Here is a 25703-nt window from a genome sequence, read left to right as displayed (position 1 = left end):
CACAGGGGCGCCCGGCGGGAGTGACCCGGCGGGCGCCCGGCCGTGACCGACGGCAGGCGGTGCGTCACCGAGCGCGGCCAGGGCGCCCGGTGTCGGCCTCAGGCGAGGCCGTCGAGGTCCTGCGGCGCTGTGCGGGCGGCTGCGCCGCGGCCGCCGGCGGGGCGGGCGTCGTCCAGCTCGTCGTCGAGCTCCTCGTCGAAGACCGAGCTGACGTCGAAGCGGCACACGATCTGCTGCGGGTCCGCCTGGTCGAAGGGCGCGTCCAGCCACTCCCCCGGCTCGGCCGGCTCGTCGGCGGCCGCCACCCACAGCGTGGAGTCGCCCTCCTCCAGGCCGAACTCCTTGTGCCGCGAGGCGATTTCGTCCGGTTCGAACTCGCCGAAGAGCACCCCGAGCGCGGCGTGCACGCTGTGCCCCACGACGCCCGCGGCCGAGGGCTCGCCCGCGGCGGTGTCGGTCTCCAGATCCGCGATGCGCTGGGCCTGGGCCCGCAGCCGCTGCGGCTCGGCCACGGTGTAGTCGCGGCGGATCAGTACGCTCACGGCGTTCGGCTCCTCCGGCCCGGTGTACGGCGGCAGGCCGTCGTCCGCGCCCGGAATCTCGAAGGGTGTGACCTCGTCGTAGGCGTCGTACAGCAGCTCGTCGTACGCCTCCGCCGCCGCGGCCAGCTGGTTGAACGCCTCATGGACGCCCGAGTCGTCCTCCCCCGACCTCTGCTCGACGGCCGCCAGGTGGGCGTCGAGCGCGGCCTTGACCGCCTCGGCGGCGGCACGAACCTCGGCAGCTGTGGGCTGCGCAGCATCAGACATAGTGCAGACGCTATCCGTACCGGGGCGCTGCCCGCACAATAGATGCGATGCCGGAATACGAATTTGTCGACGTGTATGTGCCGCGCGGGGTGTCCCGCAAGGAAGCGGCCCGACTACTGACCGACCACGCCGAGTACGGGCACTGGGAGTTGGACCGACTGAGCCTGCGCAGGGACGGCAGCCGCAAGGTGCGGTTGCGCCGCCGGATCATCCGGCAGCTGCGCGCCACCTGGTGAGCCCGCCCGCCATGCGAACGGAGTGGGCGCCGTCCTGACGGGACCCACTCCGTCGTCGTAACTCCCCGTGTGCGTCAGGCGCGCACGGAGGCCTTGCGGTAGAGCACGGTGCCCGCGAGCAGCATGCCCGCGCCCACCGGAACCGCGATGCCGAGCGGCAGGTCGCTGCCCGTCTCCGCGAGCTCCCCGACGCTCCGGGTCGAGGTGACGAGCTGCGTCTTCGGCTCGTTCGTCGGGCTCTTGGCCCGGTCCTCGGCGACCGGGTCCCGGGGGTCCTGCGGCGCACGGGGGGCCTCCGGGGTCGTGAGCGCCCCTTCGCCGTTGCCGCAGTCGTTGCCGGTGGTGGGGTTGAGGGCGCCGACGCCCGTGACCCCGTTGCCGCAGGCGTTCACCGGCACCGAGATCGGGGCCTGAACGCTGTTGCCGGAGAGGACGCCGGGTGAGTCGGATGCGCCGCCGTCGGCGGTCGCCCCGCTGCCCGAGTCGGTCGAACCGCCGTCTCCGTCGGAGTTGTTGCTGCAGTCGTTGCCGGCGGCCGGGTTGAGGAGGCCGACGACGTTCACGGTGTTGCCGCAGACGTTGACGGGCACCTCGATCGGGGCCTGGACGCTGTTCCCGGAGGCGACGCCGGGCGACCGCTCGGTGCCGCCGTCGGCGCCCGAGTCGGCGTGTGCGTAACCGGTGACGGCGAGTACGCCGCTCGCGGCCGCCACGGTGATCAGGCCTTTGCGCGTGACCTGTCGCATAGGTACTTCCCTGTCTTGGAACTACTGGGAACGCGCACGCCCCACAGTGGAGCGTGCGCTCTAATGCCCAGCAGCCCCGGAGTGCAAGGCGCGCACTCCGGGGCCGCGGGCTCAACCCCTCAAGGGGTGAGGCACAACACGTCAGTTGTTGGCGCAAGTGTTGCCGAAGGCGGGGTTCAGCAGCCCGATCACGGAGACCGTGTTGCCGCAGACGTTCACCGGCACGTGCACGGGCGCCTGGACGACGTTGCCCGAAAGCACGCCCGGGGAGTTCACGGCAGCGCCCTGAGCGCCCGAGTCGGCGACGGCCAGACCCGCGCCGGCGAGCACCAGACCACCAGTGGCAGCCGCAGCAGCGACGACCTTCTTGATCATTATTCCTCCTTGTTGGCAGTGCAGTCCCAGCCGCGGACTGCACCACCTGTAACGAGGAGAGGTGACGGGGGCTACGACCGAACGGCCCCATTCACCCGTTTCAGTCAACTGCGCACACGCAGGCGATTCTTGACCGTACGGGGGCCGGGGCTCAGGACGCGTCGATGAACCGGTCGAGGACGCGCACGCCGAACTTGAGGCCGTCCACCGGGACCCGCTCGTCCACGCCGTGGAACATGCCCGCGAAGTCCAGCTCCGGCGGCAGCTGCAGCGGCGCGAAGCCGAAGCAGCGGATGCCGAGGTCGTCGAAGGACTTGGCGTCGGTGCCGCCGGAGAGCATGTACGGCACGGCGCGCGCGATCGGGTCCTCGGCCTTCAGGGCGCTCTGCATGGCGTCGACGAGCTTGCCGTCGAAGTCGGTCTCCAGGGCCTTGTCGGCGTGCACGTCCTCGCGCTGGACGCGCGGGCCGAGGAGCCGGTCGAGGTCGGCGAGGAACTCCTGCTCGTAGCCGGGCAGGAAGCGGCCGTCGACGTGGGCGGTGGCCTGGCCGGGGATGACGTTCACCTTGTAGCCGGCGCCGAGCATCGTGGGGGCCGCGGAGTTCTTGAGGGTCGCGCCGACCATCTTGGCGATGCCGCCGAGCTTGGCGAGCGTCTCGTCCATGTTCTCCGGGTCGAGCTCGGCGCCGAGGGCGTCGGAGAGCTCGTCGAGGAAGGAGCGGACGGTCTTGGTGACGCGGATCGGCCAGTTGTGCCGCCCGAGCCGGCCGACGGCCTCGCACAGCTCCGTGATGGCGTTGTCGTCGTTCGTCATGGAGCCGTGACCCGCCGTGCCGTCCACGGTGAGCCGCATCCAGTGCATGCCCTTCTGGGCGGTCTCGACGAGATAGAGGCGGAGGTTCTCGTTCACCGTGAAGGAGAAGCCGCCGACCTCGCCGATCGCCTCGGTGACGCCCTCGAAGAGGTCCGGGTGCTTGTCGACGAGGTGACGGGCCCCGTACGTACCGCCGGCCTCCTCGTCGGCGAGGAAGGCGAGGACGATGTCGCGCGGGGGCTTGCGGCCGCTGCGCATCCGCTCCCGTACGACCGCGAGGGTCATGGCGTCCATGTCCTTCATGTCGACCGCGCCGCGGCCCCAGACGCAGCCGTCGGCGACCTCGCCGGAGAAGGGGTGGTGGGTCCAGTCCTGCGCGTTGGCCGGTACGACGTCGGTGTGGCCGTGGATGAGGAGCGCGGGCTTGGACGGGTCCTCGCCCTCGATGCGCGCGACGGTGGAGGCGCGGCCAGGGTGGGACTCGAAGACCTTCGGTTCGAGGCCGACCTCGGCGAGCTTCTCCGCCACGTACTCGGCGGCCTTGCGCTCTCCCGGCCCCGAGTGGTCGCCGTAGTTGCTGGTGTCGATGCGGATCAGGTCCCGGCAGAGGTCGACGACCTCGTCCTCGCCGGAGACCGACGGTGTCCTCTCGCCCCTGCTCGACTCGCTCACGTGGTTCCTCCCGAGTTGCCGCTGGTGGTCCCTCACATACTCGCGCGCCGACCCCCGTCGCCCCAAGGCGGGCCGTTGCCCGCAATGCCCTGTTCACGGCCGCAGGGGGTGGATCGGAGCACCTCGAATGTTTGCTATTGTTTTCCACGTCGCCGCGGGAAACCGCGGGTCACCGGTCCGGGTGGCGGAATGGCAGACGCGCTAGCTTGAGGTGCTAGTGCCCTTTATCGGGCGTGGGGGTTCAAGTCCCCCCTCGGACACAGAGAAGAGCCCCTCGGTTCCATCGGAACCGAGGGGCTCTTTCGTTGTGCGGTCATCCCGGGAATCGTTCGTCCCGGGCATCGTTCGGGGGCTCAACTCCCGTAGGGGCGTGGCCGGTTCGGGGTCCGGACACACGTCCGCCCCGGCCGGGCTCTTGGCGCGCCGGGCGGGGCGGGGGTGTGTGGGGCCGTCAGGAGGCCGTCAGTTGGCCGGGGGCCACGCCTTGAACTGCTTCGGGCGCGGCGGCGCGTACGTACGGACCTTGGAGGTCTTCAGGCCGAGGCGGACCAGGGACTCGGCGATCGTGACGGCCGCGGCGACGCCGTCGACGACCGGGACACCGGTACGGGCGACGACCTGCTCGGTCAGGCCCGCCATGCCGCCGCAGCCGAGACAGATGACCTCGGCGTGGTCCTGCTCGACGGCGGCCGCGGCCTGTTCGACGATCGCGGCGACGGCGGCGTCCGGGTCGCGCTCCAGGTCGAGGACGCCCAGGCCGCTGGCGCGGACGGAGGCGAGCCGGTCGGTGAGCCCGGCGAGCTTGAGCCGGTCCTCGATGAGCGGCACGGCCCGGTCGAGGGTGGTGACGACCGAGTACTTGTGGCCGAGGAACTGCGCGGTGCTGGCGGCCGCCTCCGTGATGTCGACGACGGGGACGTCGAGCAGTTCCTGGAGGCCCTCGCGGCCGTGCTCGCCGTAGCCGGCCTGGATGACGGCGTCGAAGGGCTCCGGGTAGGCGCGCACCTTCTCCATGACGGCGATGGCGGCGAGGTAGCTCTCGTAGTTGCCCTCGCAGGACTCCGGCCCGAAGTCCGGGGTGAGCGCCACGATCTCGGTGCCCGGGGAGGCTACGGCGGCCGCTTGCTCACCGATGCTCTTCGTCATCGATTCGGTGGTGTTGACGTTGACGACAAGGAGTCGCATGGGGTGTTGTTCCTGATCTCGCGTGGTGGTGCGGGTGGGTCCGGTGGAGCCGGTTCAGACGCTCGGTACGGCGATGTCCTCGCCGTCGACGTCCTCCGCCGGGCAGGTGGGCCGGCCGGGCAGGACGACGAAGAGCACGGCGGCGAGCAGCGCGCCGATGAACCAGGAGAAGCCCGAGATGCTCTTGAAGGTCGGGACGAGCGCGATGATCACGGCGACGGCGGAGGCCGGGACGAAGGCGCCGATCGCGCGCGGGTTGATGCCCTTGCAGTACGCGTACGTGGCCTCGGGGTGCTCGGTGTAGAGGTGCGGGACGTTGACGCGGGTCTTGCGGATCAGCCAGTAGTCGGCCATGACGATGCCGAAGACCGGGCCGAGGAGCGCGCCGAGTCCGCCGAGGAAGTAGTTGACGACGACCGGGTTGTTGTAGAGGTTCCAGGGCAGGATGACCAGGCCGATCGAGGCGCTGACGACGCCCGCGCGGCGGAAGTTGAGCTTGCGCGGGAAGAGGTTCACCAGCGTGTAGACGGGCGCGACGAAGTTGGCCATCAGGTTGACCGCGACCGTCAGGACGATCAGCGCCAGCGAGGCGAGGACCAGCAGGAACGTATTCGGGATGGTCTGCACGATGTCGGAGGCGCTGGTGACGACCTTGCCGTCGAGCTTGAACTGCGCGCCGCTGAGGACGACCACGATGCCGGCGAAGAACAGCATGTTCACGGGGATGCCGACGAGGTTGCCGATGTTGATCGACCGGTTGCTCTTGGCGGAGCGCGTGAAGTCGCAGAAGTTGAGCACGAACGTGCCGTAGATGACGACCCAGAGCGCGGCGGCCTCGAGGATGTGCACCCAGCGGTCGGCGCCGGTGAAGGCGTTGCCCGCGTCCATGGCGATGGACATGTCGGCCTTGGTGAACATCCAGACGGCCAGGCCCAGCATGGTGATGAGCACGGCGGGGGCGGCCAGCTCGACGTACTTGCGGATCGCGTCCATGCCGAAGCTGACGATCAGCACCTGGATGACCCACAGGCCGAGGAACGAGACCCAGCCGAGCAGCGAGAGGCCGAGCACGGAGGTCTCTTCCAGGGCCGCGAGGGGCGGGATGAGGGCCTTGAGCAGTGCGGAGAGCACCGTGGCGGCCAGGTAGGTCTGGATGCCGAACCAGGCGATGGCGACGCCGCCGCGGATCATGGCGGGGAGCTGGGCCCCGCGGACGCCGAACGCGATGCGGCTCATCACGGGGAACGGGACGCCCGTCTTCGAGCCCATGTAGCCGGAGAGGCTCAGCAGGCCGAAGAGGAAGACGGAGGCGAGCAGGAACGCCGCGAGGATGTCCCAGACGCCGAGGCCGAGGGCGAACAGGCCCAGGGCGAAGGCGTAGTTGCCGAGGCTGTGCACGTCATTGGCCCACAGGGTGAAGACGCTGTAGCCGCTCCAGTTGCGGCCTTCCTTCTTTGTGGGCGCAAGGTCCGGACTGTAGAGCCGGGTGCTGGTGCCCGTGGCACTCGCATTAGAGGCGTCCGTGGACATCTCTCCTGTGCACGATGCTTCCTGTGCTGTGGTCACACCAGTCACCCTTCCGGGAATTCCGGTATACGGAATCGGTTTTTCGAAGCAGGTGAGCCAGGACGCTACGGCCGGTTTCCCTAAGCGGTCAAGAGGTTCCCGGGAGAAAACCACAGGTGAACGCGGGGCGATCAAGGCTGGAACGCTCGCCTGGCCCCTGAGGACCGGCCGAAACCGTTTGGTAAATGGGATACCAAATCTTCGCTCCGCACAAGGGGTGACCTGGCCACACGCCGCCCGAGCCGCCTCGCCGCGGGCACGGCACAATGGGCGGCATGTCTCGTCGTACGACCTCACCGTGCCCCTGCGGACAGCCGCTCGCCTACGTCGAGTGTTGCGGAAGATTGCATTCCGGCAAGGTTGCAGCGGCCTCTCCGGAGGAGTTGATGCGCTCCCGCTATGCGGCGTTCGCCGTCGAGGACGAGGCGTATCTGCTCCGCACCTGGCACCCACGCACCCGGCCGCCGCGGATCGGCTTCGAGCCCGGCGGGTCGATGCGCTGGGTGGGCCTGGAGATCCTGGACAGCTCGGAGGGCAGCGCGTTCCACAGCACGGGCACGGTGACGTTCCGAGCCCGGTACGTGGAGGGCGGCAGGCCGGGCGCGCTGCACGAGCGCAGCCGGTTCGAGCGGCTCGACGGGGCCTGGGTGTACGTCGACGGGGACGTGTACGAGTAGCCGCCCGCTGGGGTCTAGGAGCGGGTGCGGTCGGTGAACTCCGGCTCGCCGTCGGGGAGTTGGAGCTGACGGGCCGCGCTCTGTCGGGACCACATGCGCAGGGCCATGGCGATGTGTCCGGCCACCACCACGCCCACGGCGAGGGCCAGCCAGTCGTGCACGAAGGTCGCGCCGGTGCGGACGGCGAGCGGGGCGAGGCCGGTGAACCACATCAGCAGGCCGGTGCCGAGCATCACCAGGACCGCCCCTGCGATCCAGGCCGCGTACAGCTTCTGGCCCGCGTTGAACTTGCCCTGCGGGCGCGGCCCCCGCTCGCGGCGGAGCGCGGCCCGCAGCCAGCGGCGGTCCTGCGCGCCGAAGCGGTCCAGGCGGCGCAGGTCGGCGCGGAGCGCGCGGGACGCGAGGCCCACGAGGAGCGGCAGCGGAAGCAGCAGCCCCGACCACTCGTGCACGGTCACGACGAGCGCACGGCGGCCGACGAGCTGGGCGAGCCCGGGGACGTACAGGCAGGCCGCCGAGGCGATGCAGAGCAGCATCAGGGCGGCGGTCGCGGCGTGCGCCCAGAACTCGGCGGGGCTGAACCGGCGGGTGCGCACGGCCTGTTCAGGCCGTCGGGGCGTCGTCGCGGCCGTTGGACCGGCCGACCCACGCGTCCACGTCATAGCCTCGCTCCTCCCAGTATCCGGGCCTGACGTCCTCGGTGACGGTGATGCCGGACAGCCACTTGGCCGACTTGTAGAAGTACATGGGCGCGACATAGAGGCGTACGGGCCCTCCGTGCTCGTAGCCGACCGGCTTGTCCTGCATGCGCAGGGCCACGAGGACGTCGTCCCTGCGGGCCTGGTCGAGGGTGAGGCTCTCGCTGTACGCGCCGTCGAAGCAGGTGAAACGGACCGCGCGGGCCTCGGGGCGGACCCCGGCGGCGTCGAGGAGGCGGGAGAGCCGCACGCCCTCGAAGGGGGTCTCGGGGACGCGCCAGCCGGTCACGCACTGCACGTCGCGCACGATCCGCGTCTGCGGCTGCGCGCGCAGGTCGGCGAGGGTGTACGTGCTGGGGCGGTCGACGAGGCCGTCCACGCGGAGGCGGTAGCTGCGGGCGCTCTTCGGGGGTACGGAGGCGGTCACCGAGTAGTACCGGAAGGCGCCGCCGGCGGGCAGGGCGTCGGTGAGGCCGGTGGGGTCCTGTTGAGCCAGGGCTTCCACGCTGCGCTGCAGGAGGGGGGCGGCGGCGATTCCGGCTGCGCCGAGGCCGAGCATGCCGAGGATTACTCGGCGGCCTAGGGGGGTGCCTTGCGCGTCCGCGTCGGGGGCGGTTTCGGGGTTGGTGTCGGCTTCGGTTTCGGGGGCGGTGTCGGTTTCGGGGGCGGTTCCGGGGTCGGTGTCGGTTCCGGGGTCGGTTTCGGGGTCGTCGGATGGGGTGGGGTTCACGGCTCGAGTTCAGCACTTGGGGGGTGGGGGAGCCAGAGGCGGGCGGGGTTCGTCCGCGTTCCGTCATCTTTTCCCCACCCCGCCCCTTCCCGACAGTCCTACCGGACGGGTCGGGGGGCTCCCCCAGGCCCCCGCGGCTCGGGGCGGGGCTCCACCAGGCTCCCGCCGCTCGGGGGCCCCAGGCTCCCGCCGCTCGTGGCGGGGCTCCCCCAGGCTCCCCGCGGCTCGGGACGACGGCCACCCTGGACCCCGCTTCGTGGCTGCTGGCCCTGGCCCCCGTTTCGTGGCTGCGGCCCCAGGCCCCTACCCGGGGCTGCCGTCCCTGGGTCCCGCTTCGGGTCTGCCGCCCCCTGCCCCGCCTCGGGGGCCAGCCCCCGGACCCCCGCTCCTCAAACGCCGGAGGGGCTGATTTCGCCCCGGCCCTCAGGTGCCGGAAAGGCTGGATTTGCCCCCAGAGACGCGGGAGGCGCTGGCTTTACCTCCTCCCCTCAGAGGCCGGGGATCTAGATTCTTGCGAGGTGAGGGCTGAACTTTGCGGACTGGGCCAGCGATGGGCCCAGACAGGGGCGCGGGGAACTGCGCGACCAGCCACAACGACACGGGCAGCCGAAAGGCAACCGGGGCACGGGGCGAAGCCCCGGGGCGAGCAGCGAGCCGAGGCGAAGCCTCGGGCAGAGGGCCGGAGGGGGCAGCCCCGAGCGGAGGCCACGGGCGAAACTCCAAAGCAGGGCTCGGGGCCCCGCCCCTCAACCGCCAGAGGGCCGCCTTCTCTGAGCCCGAGCAGATCGGGGCCCCGACAGGGGCGCGGGGAACTGCGCGACCAGCCACCTCGACGCGCCAGCCGAACGACGACCGGGGCACGGGCGAAGCCCCGGGGCCGGGGGCGTGGCCCCGAGCAGGGTCCAGCCGAGGTCGTGACGTATTCCTGCGGCAGGGGGCCGGGGCGAGACCGGCCCGTCCGACGTGGGGGGGCCGGTGAGGGCGACCGCTAGTTCGCTGCCTTCTCCAGCTGGAACGCCTCGTTCCCGAGCCCGATGCGCGCATGGACCTCCGGACGGCGGGCCCGCAGTACCGCACCGTGGATCAGTCCGCCCAGCGCCGCCACGCCGATCACCGCGGGCAGCGCCCACGCGAGGGCGGAGCCGGGGCCCGCGCCGACCAGGACGTCGAAGTCCTTCACCGTGTACCCGGCGATCACCAGCAGCGCGAGCCCCGAGAGCGCCGCCGCGACGAGCCGCCAGGCCTGGGCGCGGGCGGCGCCGCGGCGGGCGAAGAAGACGATCACGGCGAGGGACGCGGCGGCCATGAGGACGATGACGCCGAGGGCGCCGACGTTGCCCATCCAGGTGAAGAGGCGGAGCACCGGCACCGTCGGATCGCCGACCGGCCTGTCGTCGGTGGCGGCGAAGGCGACGACGACCGCCACCGAGATCACCGTCTGCAGGAGCGAGCCCGAACCGGGCGCCCCGCTCGCCTTGTTGGTGCGGCCGAACGCGCCGGGCAGCAGGCCCTCGCGGCCCATGGCGAAGGCGTACCGCGCGACGACGTTGTGGAAGCTGAGCATCGCCGCGAACATCCCGGTGACGAAGAGGATGTGCAGGACGTCCGTGAAGCCGCCGCCAAGGCGGTCCTCGGTGAGGCCGAAGAGGAGGCCGGGGCCCTGCTCGCGGGCCGCGTCGACGATCCCGGCCGGTCCCGCCGCGACCGTGAGCGCCCACGAGCTGATCGCGAAGAACAGCGCGGCGAAGCCCACCGCGAGGAACATCACGCGGGCGACGACCACTTGGGGCCTGCTGGTCTCCTCCGCGTACACCGGGGCCTGCTCGAAGCCGACGAAGGCGGCGATGCAGAAGCAGAGGGCCGTGCCGAAGCCCGCGCCGGTCAGCGAGTCCGGGTCGAACGCGGTGAGCGCGAGCCCCGAGGACGCGGGCTCGGCGACCGCCGCCACGTCGAAGACGACGACCAGGAGGCACTCGATGAGCAGCAGAACGCCCAGTACGCGCGCGTTGAGGTCGATTTTCAACCAGGCCAGTGCGGCGACGAGGGCGACGGCCGCCAATGCCGGTATCCACCAGGCGAGTTGGATGCCCAGATAGGCGCCGAACAGGGCGGACACCTCGAAGCCGAAGATGCCGTAGATACCGACCTGCATGGCGCTGTACGCCACCAGGGCCACAAGGGAGGCGCCCGCGCCCGCGGTGCCGCCGAGGCCCCGGGAGATGTACGCGTAGAAGGCCCCGGCGTTGTGGACGTGCCGGCTCATCTCCGCGTACCCGACGCTGAACAGGGCCAGGACCAGGCCGAGGATGACGAAGAGCAGCGGCTGTCCGACCATGCCCATCACGCCGAACGTGGTGGGCATGACTCCGGCCACGACCATCAGGGGCGCGCTGGCGGCGAGGACGGAGAGCAGCAGGCCCGCCGTGCCGAGCCGGCCGGAGCGCAGGGCGCGCTCCTCGCCCTTGTACGTGTTGATCCGGCCGTCGCGCCTGGCGCCGCGGTCGCGCGTGCTGCTCGAACTGCCCGTCGACATGGTGGGGTCGGTCCTCTCGGGGGTGGGTGGGAGGTTCGGAGTCACGGTCGGGGTCAGGCGGCGCCGAGGGCCGCGTTGCGGGCGGCGCCGAAGGCCTGTGCGGGGTCGCGCCCCGGATACGCCCAGGGTTCCTCGGTGGCGTGGTGCCCGATGCGGTGGAACAGGGCCGCCGCCTCCGCCGCGCGCCCCTCGCAGAACTTGGCGTGCGCAAGGAAGTTGAGGTCGATGCGGCCGCGCGGGTGCTGGGCCCCGTCCCACTCCAGCCACCAGTCGAACGCGGCCTTCATGACGAGCCTGGCCCTGCGTCCCGACCAGTGGCCGGAGCGCTCCGGCGGGGCCGCGGCGCGGGCGACCCGGGCGAGGACCCGGTAGCGCTCGGCGTGCGCGACGACCGGGAGGATCGCGAGCGGGGAGTCCGGCGGGGCCTGGTCGACGGCCCAGGAGGCGAAGTCGTACACCTCGTGCAGCGGGTCCTGGCCCAGGTCGGCGCGGCGCTCGGCGAGGCGGCCGACCATCAGGTGGTGGGCGTGGTGGTGCTGGGGGTGGCGGTGGCGGACCTCGTCGAAGAGGCGGACCACGTCCTCCTCGGAGCCGAGGTTGCGGGCGAGGAGCAGCAGGGCGAGCCACGGCGTGGGGTCCTCGGCGTCGAGGGCGGCGGCTGCACGGCAGGCCTCCTGGGCGCGCTCGGGGCGCTCCTTGCCGCGCAGAGCACGCCAGACCGAGGCGCAGGCGAGCAGGGCGGCGGCGTCCGCGCTCTCCGGTTCGACGAGCCGCCACTCCTGCGCCCACGCGCGCGTGGCGGGCGACTGTCCGAGGACGACGAGGCGGTGGCCGCGGCGGTCCCAGTCACGGCCGGTGGCGGCGAGGAGGGTACGGGTCTCCGTCCAGCGGCCGCGCTCCAACGCGGTGCGCGCGGCGGCCAGTTCGGTGTCGTCGAGGGCGGGGTCGAAGATGTGCGCGGCGCGCTTGCGGGCGCGCCCGAGCGGGGGAGGCGGTGGGGACACCTCGGCGAGTCCTTCCCATCACGGCGGTCAAGCGGAGGGCGGGGACGAGGGTGGGGGCGGGGAGTTGCGGTCTGCGGTCGTGGGTGCGGTGAGTGAGGTGGGGCAAGGCGGGCCTGCGGTGGCCGGTGATCACTCACCGCAGACCGGATGATCACGCACAGCTAAGCGCCAGGACCCCCTCCCGTCAAGGCCGGGCCGGGAGTAATCGATTCAGCAACTCCTGGGAGTACGAGGCCAGTTGAGGCCCGAGCGAATAGTCAGGGGCGGATTGTCAGTGGCGGGACGTAGCCTCGGCGACAGTGGAACGAACGGGGGAAGACCATGAATCCACAACCGCAGCCGAAGCCGAAGCCGATGCCCGCCGACCCGGTCGCCGCCGACGGGCTGCCGCCTCTCGAGTTCGCCTTCCCGGGGCCGCTGCGGGACGCGCTGGTCGCGGCGGTCCTTTCCGGAGCGAAGACGTCGACGACGGGTCTGTTCCTGGAGGGCGAGGAGCTGCCCCGGCCAGGGGACCGTCAGGCGCTGATCGACTCCGCCGGGCGGCCCGTCGCCGTCGTGGAGACCACCGGCATACGCGTCATCGCGCTGGGCGAGGTCGACCTGCAGCACGCCCTGGACGAAGGCGAGGGGTACGCGACGGTGGCCGAATGGCGGTCGGCACACGAGGAGTTCTGGCACAGCGACGGGATACGGGCTGCGCTCGGCGACCCGGGGTTCACGGTCGACGACGCCACGCGGGTCGTCGCCGAGCGCTTCCGGGTCGTACGCGCCACCGGGGCCGACGCCGTCTGAACCGCCCCGCCCCGGCGGCCTGCCCTGACGGCCTACCCCACCGCCCGAGCCGCCGCGCGCCCCGCCGCGCGGCCCGAGAAGATGCAGCCGCCGAGGAACGTGCCTTCGAGGGAGCGATAGCCGTGCACTCCACCACCGCCGAACCCGGCCGCCTCGCCCGCCGCGTACACACCGGGCAGGGGGTCGCCGCCCTCCGTGAGCACGCGCGAGGTCAGGTCGGTCTCCAGGCCGCCCAGGGACTTGCGGGTGAGGATGTTCAGGCGTACGGCGACGAGCGGGCCCGCCTTCGGGTCGAGGACGCGGTGCGGGGACGCGGTGCGGATCAGCTTGTCGCCGAGGAACTTGCGGGAGCCGCGCATCGCCGTGATCTGCAGGTCCTTGGTGAAGGGGTTGGCGATCTCACGGTCGCGGGCGGTGATCTCGCGGCGCAGCTCGGCCTCGTCGATGAGCGGCTCGTCGGTGAGCTCGTTCATGCGGCGGACGAGGGCGGAGAGGTCGTTCTCCACGACGAAGTCGTTGCCGTGGTCCATGAACGCCTTGACCGGTCCGGGCACGTCCGCCCGCGCGCGCCCGAGCACGTCGCGTACGGACTTGCCGGTCAGGTCCGGGTTCTGCTCGGAGCCGGAGAGGGTGAACTCCTTGCCGATGATGCGCTTGTTGAGCACGAACCAGGTGTGGTCGTACCCGCTGTGCATGATGTGGTCGAGGGTGCCGAGCGTGTCGAAGCCGGGGAAGAGCGGGACGGGGAGGCGCTTGCCGCGGGCGTCCAGCCAGAGCGAGGACGGGCCGGGCAGGATGCGGATGCCGTGCTTGCTCCAGATCGGGTTCCAGTTCTCGATGCCCTCGGTGTAGTGCCACATCCGGTCGCGGTTGACGACATGGCCGCCCGCGTCCTCCGCGATGCCGATCATCAGTCCGTCGACGTGTGCGGGGACGCCGGAGAGCATCCTGGCCGGCGGACTGCCCAGGCGCTCGGGCCAGTTGGCGCGGACCAGGTCGTGGTTGCCGCCGATGCCGCCCGAAGTGACGATCACCGCCTGGGCCTTGAGCTCGAAGAGGCCGGTGACGGTGCGGCTGGACTCCTCGCCGCGCTCGATGCCGGAGGGTTCGAGGACCTCGCCGCTGACGGTGTCGACGGTCCCCGCGCTGCGGCCGAGGCCGGTCACGCGGTGCCGGAACCGCAGCTCGACAAGACCGTGCGCGACGCCCTCGCGCACGCGCCGCTCGAAGGGCGCGACGAGCCCGGGACCGGTCCCCCAGGTGATGTGGAAGCGGGGCACGGAGTTGCCGTGCCCGGTCGCGTCGTACCCGCCGCGCTCCGCCCAGCCGACCACCGGGAAGAAGCGGACGCCCTGCGCGTGCAGCCAGGGGCGCTTCTCGCCCGCCGCGAAGTCCACATACGCCTCGGCCCACTTGCGCGGCCAGTGGTCCTCCTCGCGGTCGAAGCCCGCGGTGCCCATCCAGTCCTGCAGGGCCAGAGCGTGGCTGTCCCTGATCCGCATCCGGCGCTGCTCGGGCGAGTCGACGAAGAACAGGCCGCCGAAGGACCAGTGCGCCTGACCGCCGATGGACTGCTCGGGCTCCTGGTCGAGGAGGATCACCTTCCGCCCCGCGTCCACGAGTTCGGCGGTGGCCACGAGACCGGCGAGGCCCGCCCCGATCACGATCACATCAGCGTCGTACGCCATGGTCATCCGTCCTGTCGGCGGTGCGCTTCGCGGCGAAGGCACGGGGTCGGGCTCAGGCAGGTGTTACCGATGGGTTAGATCTTCGGGACACAGGTGCGGGGCGTCAACCGCTGCGGTGGACGTGCCTGGTGGGGCACGGGTTGGATGGCGGCCATGAGCGCTGAGGAGATCATCGACATCGTGGACGAGCAGGACCGCGTCGTGGGGCGGTCCCCGCGCGGCGAGGCCTATGCGAAGGGGCTGCGCCACCGCTGCGCGTTCATCCTCGCCCGCGACGCGGAGGACCGGATCTTCGTGCACCGGCGGACGCCGACGAAGCTGGTCTTCCCCTCGATGTACGACATGTTCGTGGGCGGCGTCGTCGGAGCGGGCGAGTCCTACGACACGGCGGCGCTGCGCGAGGCCGAGGAGGAGCTGGGCGTCTCCGGACTCCCGCAGCCCGTACCGCTGTTCAAGTTCCTGTACGAGACGGACGAGCACACCTGGTGGTCGTACGTCTACGAGGTGCGCTGCGAGCTTCCGGTGTCCCCGCAGGTCGAGGAGGTCGCCTGGCACGCCTTCCTGACCGAGGCTGAGGTGGAGCGCCGGCTCGGCGAGTGGGACTGGGTGCCTGACGGCCTCGCCGCGTACGAGCGGCTCCAGGCCTGGCGTGCGCGGTGACCGGGCACGACCGGGCGGGATCGGGGCGGCGTGATCGGACGCGGGTAGGGTGCGGATAATGAATGGGTTCGTGGAGTCGCTGCGGCTGTGGTTCGCGCCCGCGCGGGTGCGGGACGAGGGCGAGACGCCCGACTACCGCTTCTCGCTGGCCAACGAGCGGACCTTCCTCGCCTGGATCCGTACGGCGCTCGCGCTGGTGGGCGGCGGTTTCGCCGTCGATCAGTTCCTGCCGGACCTGCGCGGGGGGTGGCGGATCACGCTCGCGCTCGCGCTGCTCGTGGTGGGCGTGCTGTGCGCGCTGCGGGCCGTGAACCACTGGGTGCGCTGCGAGCTGGCGATGCGCCGCGGCGAGGACCTGCCGGTGTCCCGGTTCCCCGCGCTGCTCGCCCTGGCGGTCGGGCTCGTCGCCCTCGCGATGGTGGTGGTCGTGCTGTTCGACTGGGCCGAGGGATGACCCGGCCGGCACGAGGGGGCAGCGACGCCCCGGTGCGCGTACGAGGCTGCGGCGACACCCCGGTGCGCGGATGAGCGAGGCCGCCTCGACCGCAACCCCCGCGCGAGACCCCGGACTTCAGCCGGAGCGGACCCGACTCGCGTGGCGGCGTACGACGTTGTCGTTCATGGTCGCCGCGCTGCTCGCGGGCAAGCAGGCACTGAACGGCGGCTCGGGCCCGCTCGCCCTGCTCGCGGCCGGACTCTCGCTGGTCCTGTGGCTGGTGTTCGTGCTGGTCGCGGGCCGGCGCATCCGAGCCCTCGCGAGCGCGCGCCCCAGGCCGATGCGCCGGGCGACGGCGTTCGGGGCGGTGGGCTGCACGATCGCGCTCGCGGTGTTCGCGGTGGCCGTGGTGCGCTGAGGGGCGGTGAGGGGTGCTCGCCCCTCCCCGGGTCCGCCCTTGCGCGGGGGCGCCGTTCGGCTTTCGCGCCGTCGTGGCGGGGGTGCGCAGTTCCCCGGGCCCCTGGGAACACCGCCCGCGCCCCCGAAAGCACCGTCCGCGCCCCGGCGTTACGCACGGACTAATCGGGCATACAGGGCTAGCCTGGTGCCGTCACCCACCCCCGGAACGCACCGAAGGTGAGCAGTATGACCACCCTCCACCTGGAGCACCCCACCCACGAGCACACGCACGGCGAGGGCTGCGGGCACCCGGCCGTCCCCCACGGCGATCATGTGGACTACGCGCACGACGGCCACATGCACCGCGAGCACGCCGGGCACTGGGACGAGTGCGAGCCCGCCGAGCACCAGGCCCACGAGGAGCACACGCACCAGCACGGCCAGGACTGCGGCCACGAGTCGGTGCTGCACGGCGACCACGTCGACTACCTCCACGACGGGCACCGGCACGCCGCGCACGACGGCCACTGGGACGACCACTGAGACGGTCGGCCCGAACCGCACTTCCCCCGCTCCCGCCCCGACTGGCAGGCTCTCCCGTGTGAGCCCGCCGGAAGGGTGCGGCGGGCGGGGGTTCTCGTTGCCCGGGGGTTCTTGTTGCCCGGGGGTTCTCGTTGCCCCACCCCGGCCGGCCGCGCCCCGGCCGGCCTGACCCGGACGGGCGGCGGCCCCGCCCCGCGAGAGCCCGATCACTTTCGACCGACAGGGTAGACGGCATACCGACTGGTCGGCATGATGCTCCTGGGAGTACTTACGCACGGGTCAACACTCAGGGAGCGACAGCATGGCCTCAGACCAGCCACCGGGCCTCGATCTCGACGTACTGCGCGATCATCTCGACCGCGTGCGCCCCGGGCTCGTGCACGGCCCCCTCCAGGGGCGACTGATCGAGGGCGGGCGCTCGAACCTCACGTACACCGTGACCGACGGCGAAGACCGCTGGGTGGTGCGCCGCCCGCCGCTCGGGCACGTTCTCGCCACCGCGCACGACATGAAGCGCGAGCACCGGGTGATCAGCGCGCTGCGGGACACCGCGGTGCCGGTGCCCGAGGCGGTCCTTCTGTGCGAGGACGAGTCGGTGATCGGTTCGCCGTTCTACGTGATGAAGTTCGTGGAGGGCACGCCGTACCGCACCGCGGGCGAGTTGGCGGCGATCGGGGCCGAGCGGACCCGTAAGGCCTGCTTCAACCTGGTGGACGCGCTGGTCGAGCTGCACGCGGTGGACCCGGAGGCCGTGGGGCTCGGCGACTTCGGCCGGCCCGAGGGCTTCCTCGACCGCCAACTGCGGCGCTGGGGCAAGCAGTTGGACGCCTCCCGCAACCGCGACCTCGCGGGGATCGACGAGCTGCACGCGGCGCTCGGCCGACAGCTGCCGCACTCCCCCGCGGCCACCGTCGTGCACGGCGACTACCGGCTCGACAACGCCCTGATCGACGACCGCGAGCAGATCACCGCGATCCTCGACTGGGAGATGTCGACGCTCGGCGACCCGCTGACCGACCTCGGGCTTCTCGCGATGTACAGCGCGCGGCTCGAACTGCCCAACTCCCCCATTTCCACGACCGCTTCGGCTCCGGGGCACCCGGACGCCCGGGAGCTGATCGAGCGGTACGCCGCGCGCTCGGGGCGCGACGTGTCGGCGATCGCCTGGTACACGGCGTTCGCCTGGTTCAAGCTCGCCGTGATCCTCGAGGGCATCCACTACCGGTACACGCTCGGGCAGACCGTCGGCCCCGGCTTCGACCGCATCGGCGAACTCGTACCGCAATTCATCGAGCACGGCCTGACCTCCCTTCAGGAAGGCTGATCCGCCATGGACTTCGCATTCGACGCCCGCACCGAGGAGCTGCGCACGAAGCTGCTCGCCTTCATGGACGAGCACGTGTACCCGGCGCAGCCGGTGCTGCACGAGCAGCACGCCCAGCTCGACTCGCCCTGGGAGGTCCCGCAGATCGTCGAGGACCTCAAGGCGGAGGCGCGCAGGCAGGGCCTGTGGAACCTCTTCCTGCCGGACGCCGAGCACGGGGCCGGGCTGACCAACCTGCAGTACGCGCCGCTTGCCGAAATCACCGGCCGGGCCCCGCAGTTGGCGCCGACGGCGCTGAACTGCGCGGCCCCGGACACCGGCAATATGGAGGTGCTCGCGCAGTTCGGCGACGAGCAGCAGAAGAAGCAGTGGCTGGAGCCGCTGCTCGCCGGTGAGATCCGCTCGGCGTTCGCGATGACGGAGCCCGAGGTGGCCTCGTCGGACGCGACGAACATCGAGACCCGGATCGAGCGCGAGGATGGGGGTACCTCCCGCTCGAGCGGAGCCGAGAGTGGGGGAGAGTACGTCATCACCGGGCGCAAGTGGTACATCTCCGGGGCGATGAACCCCGACTGCAAGATCTTCATCGTGATGGGCAAGACCGACCCGGACAACGAGGACGTGCGCCGGCAGCAGTCGATGATCCTGGTCCCGCGCGACACCCCGGGCCTCACGGTGAAGCGCGCGATGACGGTGTACGGCTACGAGGACCACTGGCACGGCGGGCACGCCGAGGTGGTCTTCGACCAGGTGCGGGTGCCCGTGTCCAGCCTGATCGGCGAGGAGGGCGGCGGCTTCGCCATCGCGCAGGCGCGGCTCGGCCCCGGCCGTATCCACCACTGCATGCGCCTGATCGGCATGGCGGAGCGGGCCATCGAGCTGATGTGCAAGCGCGCCGTGTCCCGTACGGCGTTCGGCAAGCCGCTCGCGCAGCAGGGCGTCGTACAGGAGTGGGTCGCGGACGCCCGGGTCGCGGTGGAGCAGCTGCGGCTGCTCGTCCTGAAGACGGCCTGGCTGATGGACACGGTCGGCAACAAGGGCGCGCACACCGAGATCCAGGCCATCAAGATCGCCACTCCGCGCACGGTCGTCGACATCATCGACCGCGCGGTGCAGCTGCACGGCGCGGGCGGTGTCAGCCAGGACTTCCCGCTGGCCGAGCTGTGGGCCTCGGCGCGCACGCTGATGCTCGCGGACGGGCCGGACGAGGTGCACCAACGCTCCCTCGCCCGGCGGGAGTTCAAGCAGTACCTGTAGTCCCGGAGGTCAGGGGCGCAGCGAGCGCAGCAGCAGGTCGGCGAGGTGATCGGCGACCTGCTGCGGCGTGAGCGGGCCGTCCTCGCGGTACCAGGTCGGCAGGTGGTGGACCGAGCCGAAGTGGTAGTCCACGACGAGGTCGGCCGGGGTGGCGGTGGCGAAGACTCCCGCCTCCTGGCCCTCTTCGATCAGGGCGCGGAACCGCTCGTGGTAGCGGCGGCGTTCGGCGCGCACCTGCTTGTTCTTCTCGGGGCTCAGGTGGTGCATGGAGCGGAAGAAGATCCGGGTGTCGTCGAGGTTCTCGATGGTGGTGACGACGACGTCCGCGGCGGCGTCCCGCAACCGCTGCTCGACAGGGGCGTCCGAGTCCGCGTACGCGTCGAGGCGCTCCTGCTGGAGGCGCAGCACACGCGCGTAGACCTCCTGCAGCAGGTCTTCCTTGGAGCCGAAGTAGTGGTACAGCGCGCCCTTGGTGACGCCTGCCGCCTCGACGATCTCCTGCACGGAGGTGCGGTCGTAGCCCTGCTCGGCGAAGAGCCGGGTGGCGGCGGCCAGGAGCCGCTGGGGGACGGGCGTGCCGGCGTCGGACTCCGTCACCTTGGCCATGGCCGCCACCTGCCTTTCATACGTACGTCTGCTGTCGGGTGGGCACCGTATGCGATCTACGGGTGGGAACGCAGTTCCCGTCGGAGGATCTTCCCACTCGTGGTCTTCGGGAGCTCCGGCAGGATCTCCACCTCGCGCGGGTACTTGTACGCGGCGAGCCGCTCCTTGCAGTACGCGCCGAGCTCGTCCGGATCCGCGCTCGCGCCGGGGCGCAGGCTGACGTACGCCTTCACGGACTCGCCGCGGTAGCTGTCGGGCACACCGACGACGGCGGCCTCGCGGACGGCGGGGTGGCCGTAGAGGACGTCCTCGACCTCGCGGGGCCAGACCTTGAAGCCGGAGGCGTTGATCATGTCCTTCTTGCGGTCGACGACGTAGAGCCAGCCGTCGGCGTCCATGAAGCCGATGTCGCCGGTCCTCAACTCGCCCTGGGGGAAGGTGTCCTGGGTGGCCTCTGCGCGGCGCCAGTAGCCGGGGACGACCTGCGGGCCGGTGACCGCGATCTCGCCGGGCTCGCCGAAGGGCACGTCGGCGCCGTTCTCGTCGACGATCCGTACGACCGTGTCCGGCCCGGGAAGGCCCACGGACAGCGTCCCGGAGGCCGGGTCGACGGGCGCCTCGTGCTGCGGCGGCACGGAGGCGCAGGGCGCGGTGCACTCGGTGAGCCCGTAGCCGTTGCGGATGTACGGGCCGAAGCCGGCGCGGAACTTCTCCACCAGGGCGGGCGGCAGCGGGGCGCCGCCGGAGGAGATCACCTCGAACGAGGAGAAGTGGTCGCGGCTGACGTCCGGGTGCGCGGCGAGCGCCATGAACGCGGTGGACGGGCCGACGGTATAGGCGGGCCGGTGCTCGAGGAACGCGTCCAGGACGACGCCCGCGTCGAAGCGGTACGCGAGGGCGAGGGTGCCCGCGTTGGCGAAGCAGGCGGCGAGCTCGCAGACCATGCCGGTGATGTGGAAGAGCGGCGCGAGCGCGAAGTAGGTCGCGCCCTCGGCGATACCGTGCCCGCCGCGCTGCCGTTCGGCGTTGTACGTGATGTTGCCGTGCAGGTTCATGGCGCCCTTGGGGGTGCCGCTGGTGCCAGAGGTGTAGCTGATCAACGCCACGCCGTCGGCGGCCGGTTCGCGGTCCTCGGGCGGTTCGGCGCCGGCGCGGGCGACGGTGAGGAGGTCGTCGGCGTCGGCCGGCTGCGGGAGCCGTTCGAAGCCGAGGACGCGGGCGTCGCCGCGGCTCTGCAGGTCGAGTTCGCAGGCGGTGAGCACGATCCGTACCGGGGATTCGGCGGCGGTCTCGCGCAGGTACGCGTCCCAGGCGCGGTCGGAGCAGACGAGCGCGGCGACCTCGGCGTCGTGCAGGACGTGCCGGACCTCGCCCGCCTTGTACATCGGGTTGACGGGGACGACGGTGGCCCCGGCCTTCCAGGCGCCGAGCAGGGCGAGGACGAAGTGCGGGGTGTTCTGCAGCATGATCGCCACCCGGTCGCCGGGGCCGAGGCCACGGGCCGCGAGGTGTCCGGCGACGGAGTCGCTGAGCGCGTCCGTCTCGGCGTACGAGAGCCGGCCGTCGAAGTAGGCGAGGGCGGTGTGCCGCGGGGCTTTCGCGACGGCGGCGCGGAAGGCGTGCACGACGGAGGGCGGCGGTTCGACGGGGGCGCGCTGCGCCTCGCTGAGCCGGTCGAGCCAGGGCTTGGCGGCGTAGATCCCGTTCGGGGCCGGGTCGGTCACTGGGCCGCCTCCCACTTCTGCTGGATGTGGTTCATGTTGCCGAGCCAGCGGTCGGGGTCCGCGGCGCGCGCTGCGTAGTATCCCGCGACCTCCGGGTGCGGCAGGATCAGGAAGCGGTCGTCCGCGATGCCCGCGAAGAGGGCCTCGGCGACGTCCTCCGGCTCGATCGCGCTGGGCGCGAGGACGAGTTCACCGGCCGAGCCCGACGCGGTCAGCATGTCGGTGCGCACACCCTGCGGGCAGATCGCGTGCACCTTGATCCCGCGGTGCCTGTACGTCAGCGAGAGCCACTCGGCGAAGGCGTACGCGCCGTGCTTGGTGACGCTGTACGGGGCGGCGCCGACCATGGTGAGCAGGCCCGCGGCCGACACGGTGGAGACGAAGCGGCCCTCGCCGCGCTCCAGCCAGCCGGGCAACAGGGCGTGCGCGGCACGGACATGAGCCATCACGTTCACGTCCCAGGCCGTGGCCCACACCTGTTCGTCGGCGGCCTCGGTACCGCCGGAGGCTAGGCCCGCGTTGGCGCAGTACACGTCGACCACGCCGCCGAGCGCCTCGCGCGCGGGCTCGACGATCGCGGAGGCGTCACCGGGCACCGCGACGGCGCCGATCTCCTCGGCGACGGCCTTCGCCTTGTCCGCGTCCAGGTCGTTGACGGCCACCCGCGCGCCCTCGGCCGCGAACCGGCGGGCCAGGGCGGCGCCGATGCCGGCCCCCGCCCCCGTGACCACGACTGCCTTGTCCCGCATGCTCTCCACCCTGGTCTCTCCCCTCTCGGACTGGCTCTGCGCGATCGCAGACTAACCAGTCGGTATGCCACGGGGGAAGGGGCCGGACGCGACGGTCCGCGCCGGGTTCGTTCCGCGCGGGGCGGGGGCGCAGTAGCGTGCGTGCGCATGTCAGCCGCCGCGCTCATCGATGTCACGGAGGTCACGGAATGAATCTCTCCAGACGGAGCCTGCTCGCCACCGGTACGGGAGCGGTCGCCGCGACCGCCGCCGCCTCCTCCCCCGCCCTCGTCGCGGACCCCACGGCCCGGCACCGGCTGCGCACCGGATTCGAGCGGCTCGCCGACGACGGCTACGGGCTCCTGGCCGGCGAGCGCGTCGGCATCGTCACCAACCCGACCGGCGTGAACCGCGACGTCCGGCACATCGTGGACGTGATGCACGCGGACGAACGCGTGGACCTGGTCGCGGTGTTCGGGCCCGAGCACGGCTTCCGCGGCACAGGGCAGGCGGGCAGTTCGGAGGGCCGGTACGACGACCCGGCGACGGGCCTGCCGGTGTTCGACACGTACCACACGGACGGGCAGGCACTGGCGGACATCTTCACGGAAGTGCGCGTGGACACCGTCGTCTTCGACATCCAGGACGCGGGCTCGCGCTTCTACACGTACATCTGGACGCTCTACGACTGCATGGGCGCAGCCGAGCTGGCCGGGAAGCGGTTCGTGGTCCTGGACCGGCCGAACCCGGTGTCCGGCAGGTCGGCCGAAGGGCCCGTACTGCACAAGGAGTTCGCGACGTTCGTGGGGCGCGAGCCGATCGCGCAGGCGCACGGGATGACGGTGGCGGAGCTGGCGCGGCTGTTCAACGGGGAGTTCCTGGAGCGGCCGGTGGAGCTCGACACGGTGCTGATGTCGGGCTGGCGCCGGGACGACTTCTACGACTCCTCGGGGCTGCCGTGGGTACCGCCGAGCCCGAACATGCCGACGCCCGAGACGGCTCTGGTGTACGCGGGCACCTGTCTCTTCGAGGCCACGAACCTGTCGGAGGGGCGGGGCACGACGCGGCCGTTCGAGCTCCTTGGCGCGGAGGGGATCGACCGCAGGTGGGCGCAGGCGGCGAACGAACTCGGCCTGCCCGGCGTGCACTTCAGGGAGGCGTACTTCGCGCCGACGTTCTCCAAGTTCCAGGGCAAGACGATCGGCGGAGTGCAGCTGCACGTCCATGACCGGGAGGCGTTCGACGCGGTGGCGACCGGGATCGGGCTCCTGGTGACGGCGAAGCGGAGCTGGGACGGGTTCGCCTGGCGCAGCGACAACTGGATCGACAAGCTCACCGGTTCGACGCAGGTGCGCACGATGATCGACGCGGGCGCGGGCCCGGACGAGGTGGTGGCCGCCTGGCAGGACGAGTTGGCGGAGTTCCGGGACCTGCGCCGGAAGTATCTGGCGTACCGCTGAGGATCGGCCCGAGGGGTGCCGCAGGCATCGATACGGTCTCAGTATCCGGGACCAGCCGTCCCACGTATTGACTGCACGGTACACCGATCGCCACAGTGCCGACGTGATCGACGACGACCCCTCCACCAGCAAGACCGCCACCGGCGCGGCTCCCACGGACGCGAGCGACAAGAGCGACGCGAGCAACGAGAGTCCGGAGAGCCTGCGCCGCGTGGCGGTGGCCAGCTTCATCGGCACCGCCATCGAGTTCTACGACTTCTACGTCTACGGAACGGCCGCCGCGCTCGTCCTCAACGACGCCTTCTTCCCCAACCTGTCGCCGGTCAACGGCACGCTCGCGGCGTTCTCCACGTACGCGGTGGCCTTCGCGGCGCGCCCCATCGGCTCGCTGGTCTTCGGGCACTTCGGGGACCGGGTCGGCCGCAAGTCCGTCCTGGTCGCCTCGCTGCTCCTGATGGGGCTCTCCACGGCCCTCGTCGGCCTGCTGCCCGGCTACGGAACGTGGGGCATCTGGGCGCCGCTGCTGCTCGTACTGCTCCGCTTCCTGCAGGGCGTCGGGCTCGGCGGCGAGTGGGGCGGGGCTGCGCTGCTCGCCGTGGAACACGCGCCGCGCGGCAGACGCGGCATGTTCGCCGCGTTCCCCCAACTCGGCCCGTCCGTGGGATTCTTCGCGGCGACCGGCATCTTCTGGCTGCTCTCCTCCGTCCTCGACGACGAGGCGTTCCGCAGCTGGGGCTGGCGCGTGCCGTTCCTGCTTTCGTTCCTGCTGGTCGCGGTCGGCCTGTTCGTCCGCCTGAAGATCAGCGAGACGCCGGTGTTCGCGCGCGTGATGGCCGCTCAGGAGGCCAGCAAGGCGCCCGCGCTCGAGGTGTTCAAGCGGCACCCGCGCGAGCTGCTGCTCGGCGCCGGCGGCATGGTCGTCGCGTACGGCCTGTTCTACACGGCCACCACCTACTGCCTCGCGTACGGGACGAACACGCTCGGCGTCCCCCGGAACACGATGCTCGGCCTTTCCATGGTGGCCTGCGTGTTCCTCGCGGCCGGCACCTGGTTCGCGGCGACCCGCTCCGACGCGGGCGGCCGGCGCCGCCTGGTGCTGGCGGGAAGTGGGCTCGCGGTGGTGTGGGGGCTCGTCCTCTTCCCGCTGATGGACACCGAGCGGCCGGTCCTCATCGCAATCGCGCTCGGCGGTGCGCTGTTCTGCATGGGTGTGGTGTACGGGCCGATGGGGGCGTACCTGCCGGAGCTGTTCGGGGCTCGGGTGCGGTACTCGGGGGCTTCGTTCGCCTACAACCTGGGCGGGGTTGCGGGTGGGGCGGTTGCTCCGCTGGTCGCTACGCGGTTGCAGGGGGCTTTCGGGTCGGGGGCGGTGGGGTGGTACGTGTCGGCTATGGCTGTGGTGTCGTTGCTGTGCGTTTTGGCTTTGCCGGAGACGCGGGAGCGGTCGTTGGGCTGAGACTTTTTTCTTCCCCTCCCCGCCCCTTCCCGAAAGTCCTCAGCGGACGACTCCGGGGACTGCGCCCCCAGGCCCCCCACTCCCCGGGGCTGCCGCCCCTGGACCCCGCTTCGGGGCTTCGCCCCTGGCCCTGGCCCCGGCCGGTTCGGGGCTTCGCCCTCCTACTCCGGTTGTCGTTCGGCTGCCGCGCCGTTGGGGCTGGTCGCGCAGTTCCCCGCGCCCCTGGTTCGGGGCTGCGCCCCGGACCCCGGTTCGTTCTCGGCTGCCGCGCCGTCGGGGCTGATCGCGCAGTTCCCCGCGCCCCTGGTTCGGGGCTGCGCCCCGGACCCCGGTTCGTTCTCGGCTGCCGCGCCGTCGGGGCTGATCGCGCAGTTCCCCGCGCCCCTGAAAGACCAGCCCCTGCCGGGTCTAAATCCAGCCCCTCCGGCGGGGTCCGCCCCGGGGCGGGGGGCAAGGGGCCAAAGTTAGCCCCTCCGGCGTTTGAGGAGCGGGGGCTCCGGGGGCTGGCCCCCGAGACGGGGTCCCGGGCGGAGCCCCGAGGCAGGCCCGGGGGCGGCAGCCCCGGGGCAAGGGGCCCAAGTCAGC

The 25703-nt window shown here is 71.7% G+C and carries 25 protein-coding genes and 1 tRNA gene; 12 read left to right on the top strand and 14 right to left on the bottom strand.

The features are described 5' to 3' along the window. Nucleotides 1-98: 98 nt before the first annotated feature. The gene (locus QIS96_RS33010; protein ID WP_282546504.1) at nt 99-809 is read right to left on the bottom strand and encodes a hypothetical protein; all 711 of its coding nucleotides are present in this window, start codon (nt 807-809) and stop codon (nt 99-101) included. 47 nt (nt 810-856) lie between these two features. Here QIS96_RS33010 and QIS96_RS33005 point away from each other — a divergent pair, with 47 nt between their 5' ends. Further along, nucleotides 857-1045 (top strand): DUF5703 family protein, encoded by a 189-nt coding sequence (locus QIS96_RS33005; RefSeq protein ID WP_282546503.1) that lies wholly within the window; start codon nt 857-859, stop codon nt 1043-1045. Nucleotides 1046-1119: 74 nt separating this feature from the next. Here the strand turns inward: QIS96_RS33005 and QIS96_RS33000 are convergent, their stop codons facing one another. The 3 genes from QIS96_RS33000 to QIS96_RS32990 form a co-directional block, all read right to left on the bottom strand. Continuing rightward, complete coding sequence (locus QIS96_RS33000; protein WP_282546502.1) at nt 1120-1791, bottom strand: chaplin; 672 nt, start codon at nt 1789-1791, stop codon at nt 1120-1122. 141 nt (nt 1792-1932) lie between these two features. After that, nucleotides 1933-2166: a chaplin ChpH gene (chpH, locus tag QIS96_RS32995; RefSeq protein WP_282546501.1), complete on the bottom strand. Its 234-nt coding sequence runs from the start codon at nt 2164-2166 to the stop codon at nt 1933-1935. A 151-nt stretch (nt 2167-2317) separates the two neighbouring features. Further along, complete coding sequence (locus tag QIS96_RS32990) at nt 2318-3652, bottom strand: M20/M25/M40 family metallo-hydrolase (protein WP_282546500.1); 1335 nt, start codon at nt 3650-3652, stop codon at nt 2318-2320. Between the two features lie 175 nt (nt 3653-3827). On the opposite strand from QIS96_RS32990, the gene QIS96_RS32985 reads away from it, so the two are divergent. Then, nucleotides 3828-3912 (top strand) — tRNA-Leu (locus QIS96_RS32985). 202 nt (nt 3913-4114) lie between these two features. Here QIS96_RS32985 and QIS96_RS32980 read toward each other — a convergent pair. Both QIS96_RS32980 and QIS96_RS32975 read right to left on the bottom strand, forming a co-directional pair. After that, nucleotides 4115-4837 carry an aspartate/glutamate racemase family protein gene (locus tag QIS96_RS32980; protein WP_282546499.1) on the bottom strand — a complete coding sequence of 241 codons (723 nt, stop codon included), beginning with the start codon at nt 4835-4837 and terminating at the stop codon, nt 4115-4117. 54 nt (nt 4838-4891) lie between these two features. Continuing rightward, a complete protein-coding gene (locus QIS96_RS32975; protein WP_282546498.1) occupies nt 4892-6367 on the bottom strand; it encodes an NCS1 family nucleobase:cation symporter-1 in 1476 nt (491 codons plus the stop codon). Nucleotides 6368-6669: 302 nt separating this feature from the next. Between QIS96_RS32975 and QIS96_RS32970 the strand changes: the two genes are divergently transcribed. Then, nucleotides 6670-7080: a YchJ family protein gene (locus QIS96_RS32970; RefSeq protein WP_282546497.1), complete on the top strand. Its 411-nt coding sequence runs from the start codon at nt 6670-6672 to the stop codon at nt 7078-7080. Between the two features lie 14 nt (nt 7081-7094). Here the strand turns inward: QIS96_RS32970 and QIS96_RS32965 are convergent, their stop codons facing one another. From QIS96_RS32965 to QIS96_RS32950, 4 genes are all read right to left on the bottom strand, one after another. Next, nucleotides 7095-7616 carry a cytochrome b/b6 domain-containing protein gene (locus tag QIS96_RS32965; RefSeq protein WP_408907296.1) on the bottom strand — a complete coding sequence of 174 codons (522 nt, stop codon included), beginning with the start codon at nt 7614-7616 and terminating at the stop codon, nt 7095-7097. 67 nt (nt 7617-7683) lie between these two features. Next, the gene (locus QIS96_RS32960; RefSeq protein WP_408907295.1) at nt 7684-8508 is read right to left on the bottom strand and encodes a molybdopterin-dependent oxidoreductase; all 825 of its coding nucleotides are present in this window, start codon (nt 8506-8508) and stop codon (nt 7684-7686) included. A 988-nt stretch (nt 8509-9496) separates the two neighbouring features. Continuing rightward, nucleotides 9497-11041 carry an APC family permease gene (locus tag QIS96_RS32955; RefSeq protein ID WP_282546495.1) on the bottom strand — a complete coding sequence of 515 codons (1545 nt, stop codon included), beginning with the start codon at nt 11039-11041 and terminating at the stop codon, nt 9497-9499. A 53-nt stretch (nt 11042-11094) separates the two neighbouring features. Beyond that, entirely contained in the window at nt 11095-12045 is a 951-nt protein-coding gene (locus QIS96_RS32950) for a hypothetical protein (RefSeq protein ID WP_282546494.1), read from the bottom strand. 354 nt (nt 12046-12399) lie between these two features. Here QIS96_RS32950 and QIS96_RS32945 point away from each other — a divergent pair, with 354 nt between their 5' ends. After that, nucleotides 12400-12837, top strand: coding sequence for an ASCH domain-containing protein (locus QIS96_RS32945; protein ID WP_282546538.1), 438 nt, complete (start codon nt 12400-12402; stop codon nt 12835-12837). 32 nt (nt 12838-12869) lie between these two features. On the opposite strand, the gene QIS96_RS32940 is transcribed toward QIS96_RS32945, so the two are convergent. Next, nucleotides 12870-14525, bottom strand: a complete 1656-nt coding sequence (locus QIS96_RS32940) for an FAD-binding dehydrogenase (protein WP_282546493.1) — start codon at nt 14523-14525, stop codon at nt 12870-12872. A 153-nt stretch (nt 14526-14678) separates the two neighbouring features. On the opposite strand from QIS96_RS32940, the gene QIS96_RS32935 reads away from it, so the two are divergent. The 6 genes from QIS96_RS32935 to QIS96_RS32910 all read left to right on the top strand — a co-directional run bounded on the left by QIS96_RS32935 (nt 14679) and on the right by QIS96_RS32910 (nt 19144). Then, nucleotides 14679-15185 carry an NUDIX hydrolase gene (locus QIS96_RS32935; RefSeq protein ID WP_282546492.1) on the top strand — a complete coding sequence of 169 codons (507 nt, stop codon included), beginning with the start codon at nt 14679-14681 and terminating at the stop codon, nt 15183-15185. Nucleotides 15186-15243: 58 nt separating this feature from the next. Further along, nucleotides 15244-15639 (top strand): YidH family protein, encoded by a 396-nt coding sequence (locus QIS96_RS32930; RefSeq protein WP_282546491.1) that lies wholly within the window; start codon nt 15244-15246, stop codon nt 15637-15639. A gap of 70 nt (nt 15640-15709) precedes the next feature. Further along, the gene (locus QIS96_RS32925; RefSeq protein WP_282546490.1) at nt 15710-16039 is read left to right on the top strand and encodes a DUF202 domain-containing protein; all 330 of its coding nucleotides are present in this window, start codon (nt 15710-15712) and stop codon (nt 16037-16039) included. Nucleotides 16040-16266: 227 nt separating this feature from the next. Beyond that, complete coding sequence (locus tag QIS96_RS32920) at nt 16267-16563, top strand: hypothetical protein (RefSeq protein WP_282546489.1); 297 nt, start codon at nt 16267-16269, stop codon at nt 16561-16563. Between the two features lie 301 nt (nt 16564-16864). Beyond that, nucleotides 16865-17887, top strand: coding sequence for a phosphotransferase family protein (locus QIS96_RS32915; RefSeq protein ID WP_282546488.1), 1023 nt, complete (start codon nt 16865-16867; stop codon nt 17885-17887). A gap of 6 nt (nt 17888-17893) precedes the next feature. Beyond that, entirely contained in the window at nt 17894-19144 is a 1251-nt protein-coding gene (locus QIS96_RS32910; RefSeq protein ID WP_282546487.1) for an acyl-CoA dehydrogenase family protein, read from the top strand. A 9-nt stretch (nt 19145-19153) separates the two neighbouring features. Here the strand turns inward: QIS96_RS32910 and QIS96_RS32905 are convergent, their stop codons facing one another. Genes QIS96_RS32905 through QIS96_RS32895 form a run of 3 tightly spaced genes read right to left on the bottom strand, consistent with a single transcriptional unit; the run spans nt 19154 to nt 22223 of the window. After that, complete coding sequence (locus QIS96_RS32905) at nt 19154-19750, bottom strand: TetR/AcrR family transcriptional regulator (protein WP_282546486.1); 597 nt, start codon at nt 19748-19750, stop codon at nt 19154-19156. A gap of 56 nt (nt 19751-19806) precedes the next feature. Beyond that, the gene (locus tag QIS96_RS32900) at nt 19807-21489 is read right to left on the bottom strand and encodes a class I adenylate-forming enzyme family protein (RefSeq protein ID WP_282546485.1); all 1683 of its coding nucleotides are present in this window, start codon (nt 21487-21489) and stop codon (nt 19807-19809) included. After that, nucleotides 21471-22223, bottom strand: coding sequence for an SDR family oxidoreductase (locus QIS96_RS32895; RefSeq protein ID WP_282546484.1), 753 nt, complete (start codon nt 22221-22223; stop codon nt 21471-21473). The genes QIS96_RS32900 and QIS96_RS32895 overlap by 19 nt, the downstream gene beginning before the upstream one ends. Nucleotides 22224-22411: 188 nt before the next feature. Here QIS96_RS32895 and QIS96_RS32890 point away from each other — a divergent pair, with 188 nt between their 5' ends. Beyond that, entirely contained in the window at nt 22412-23662 is a 1251-nt protein-coding gene (locus tag QIS96_RS32890) for an exo-beta-N-acetylmuramidase NamZ family protein (protein ID WP_282546483.1), read from the top strand. 103 nt (nt 23663-23765) lie between these two features. Beyond that, a complete protein-coding gene (locus QIS96_RS32885) occupies nt 23766-25118 on the top strand; it encodes an MFS transporter (protein WP_408907294.1) in 1353 nt (450 codons plus the stop codon). The last annotated feature ends 585 nt before the right edge of the window (nt 25119-25703 follow it).

It is taken from the genome of Streptomyces cavernicola, from assembly GCF_029968035.1.
Taxonomy (GTDB): domain Bacteria; phylum Actinomycetota; class Actinomycetes; order Streptomycetales; family Streptomycetaceae; genus Streptomyces; species Streptomyces cavernicola.
The sequence above is the reverse complement of the archived record's forward strand: the minus strand, read 5'-3'. Positions and strand labels throughout refer to the sequence as shown.

Bases quoted from the DNA above. Each gene is read 5' to 3' on its own strand.
- QIS96_RS32965 (WP_408907296.1), bottom strand. From the start codon at position 7,616: ATGCTGCTCTGCATCGCCTCGGCGGCCTGCCTGTACGTCCCCGGGCTC.
- QIS96_RS32930 (WP_282546491.1), top strand. From the start codon at position 15,244: ATGAATGGGTTCGTGGAGTCGCTGCGGCTGTGGTTCGCGCCCGCGCGG.
- QIS96_RS32890 (WP_282546483.1), top strand. From the start codon at position 22,412: ATGAATCTCTCCAGACGGAGCCTGCTCGCCACCGGTACGGGAGCGGTC.
- QIS96_RS32975 (WP_282546498.1), bottom strand. From the start codon at position 6,367: ATGTCCACGGACGCCTCTAATGCGAGTGCCACGGGCACCAGCACCCGG.
- QIS96_RS33005 (WP_282546503.1), top strand. From the start codon at position 857: ATGCCGGAATACGAATTTGTCGACGTGTATGTGCCGCGCGGGGTGTCC.
- QIS96_RS32955 (WP_282546495.1), bottom strand. From the start codon at position 11,041: ATGTCGACGGGCAGTTCGAGCAGCACGCGCGACCGCGGCGCCAGGCGC.
- QIS96_RS32925 (WP_282546490.1), top strand. From the start codon at position 15,710: ATGAGCGAGGCCGCCTCGACCGCAACCCCCGCGCGAGACCCCGGACTT.
- QIS96_RS32910 (WP_282546487.1), top strand. From the start codon at position 17,894: ATGGACTTCGCATTCGACGCCCGCACCGAGGAGCTGCGCACGAAGCTG.
- QIS96_RS32940 (WP_282546493.1), bottom strand. From the start codon at position 14,525: ATGGCGTACGACGCTGATGTGATCGTGATCGGGGCGGGCCTCGCCGGT.
- QIS96_RS32970 (WP_282546497.1), top strand. From the start codon at position 6,670: ATGGGCGGCATGTCTCGTCGTACGACCTCACCGTGCCCCTGCGGACAG.
- QIS96_RS32895 (WP_282546484.1), bottom strand. From the start codon at position 22,223: ATGCGGGACAAGGCAGTCGTGGTCACGGGGGCGGGGGCCGGCATCGGC.
- QIS96_RS33010 (WP_282546504.1), bottom strand. From the start codon at position 809: ATGTCTGATGCTGCGCAGCCCACAGCTGCCGAGGTTCGTGCCGCCGCC.
- chpH (WP_282546501.1), bottom strand. From the start codon at position 2,166: ATGATCAAGAAGGTCGTCGCTGCTGCGGCTGCCACTGGTGGTCTGGTG.
- QIS96_RS32980 (WP_282546499.1), bottom strand. From the start codon at position 4,837: ATGCGACTCCTTGTCGTCAACGTCAACACCACCGAATCGATGACGAAG.
- QIS96_RS32920 (WP_282546489.1), top strand. From the start codon at position 16,267: ATGACCACCCTCCACCTGGAGCACCCCACCCACGAGCACACGCACGGC.
- QIS96_RS32915 (WP_282546488.1), top strand. From the start codon at position 16,865: ATGGCCTCAGACCAGCCACCGGGCCTCGATCTCGACGTACTGCGCGAT.
- QIS96_RS32905 (WP_282546486.1), bottom strand. From the start codon at position 19,750: ATGGCCAAGGTGACGGAGTCCGACGCCGGCACGCCCGTCCCCCAGCGG.
- QIS96_RS32945 (WP_282546538.1), top strand. From the start codon at position 12,400: ATGCCCGCCGACCCGGTCGCCGCCGACGGGCTGCCGCCTCTCGAGTTC.
- QIS96_RS32935 (WP_282546492.1), top strand. From the start codon at position 14,679: ATGAGCGCTGAGGAGATCATCGACATCGTGGACGAGCAGGACCGCGTC.
- QIS96_RS33000 (WP_282546502.1), bottom strand. From the start codon at position 1,791: ATGCGACAGGTCACGCGCAAAGGCCTGATCACCGTGGCGGCCGCGAGC.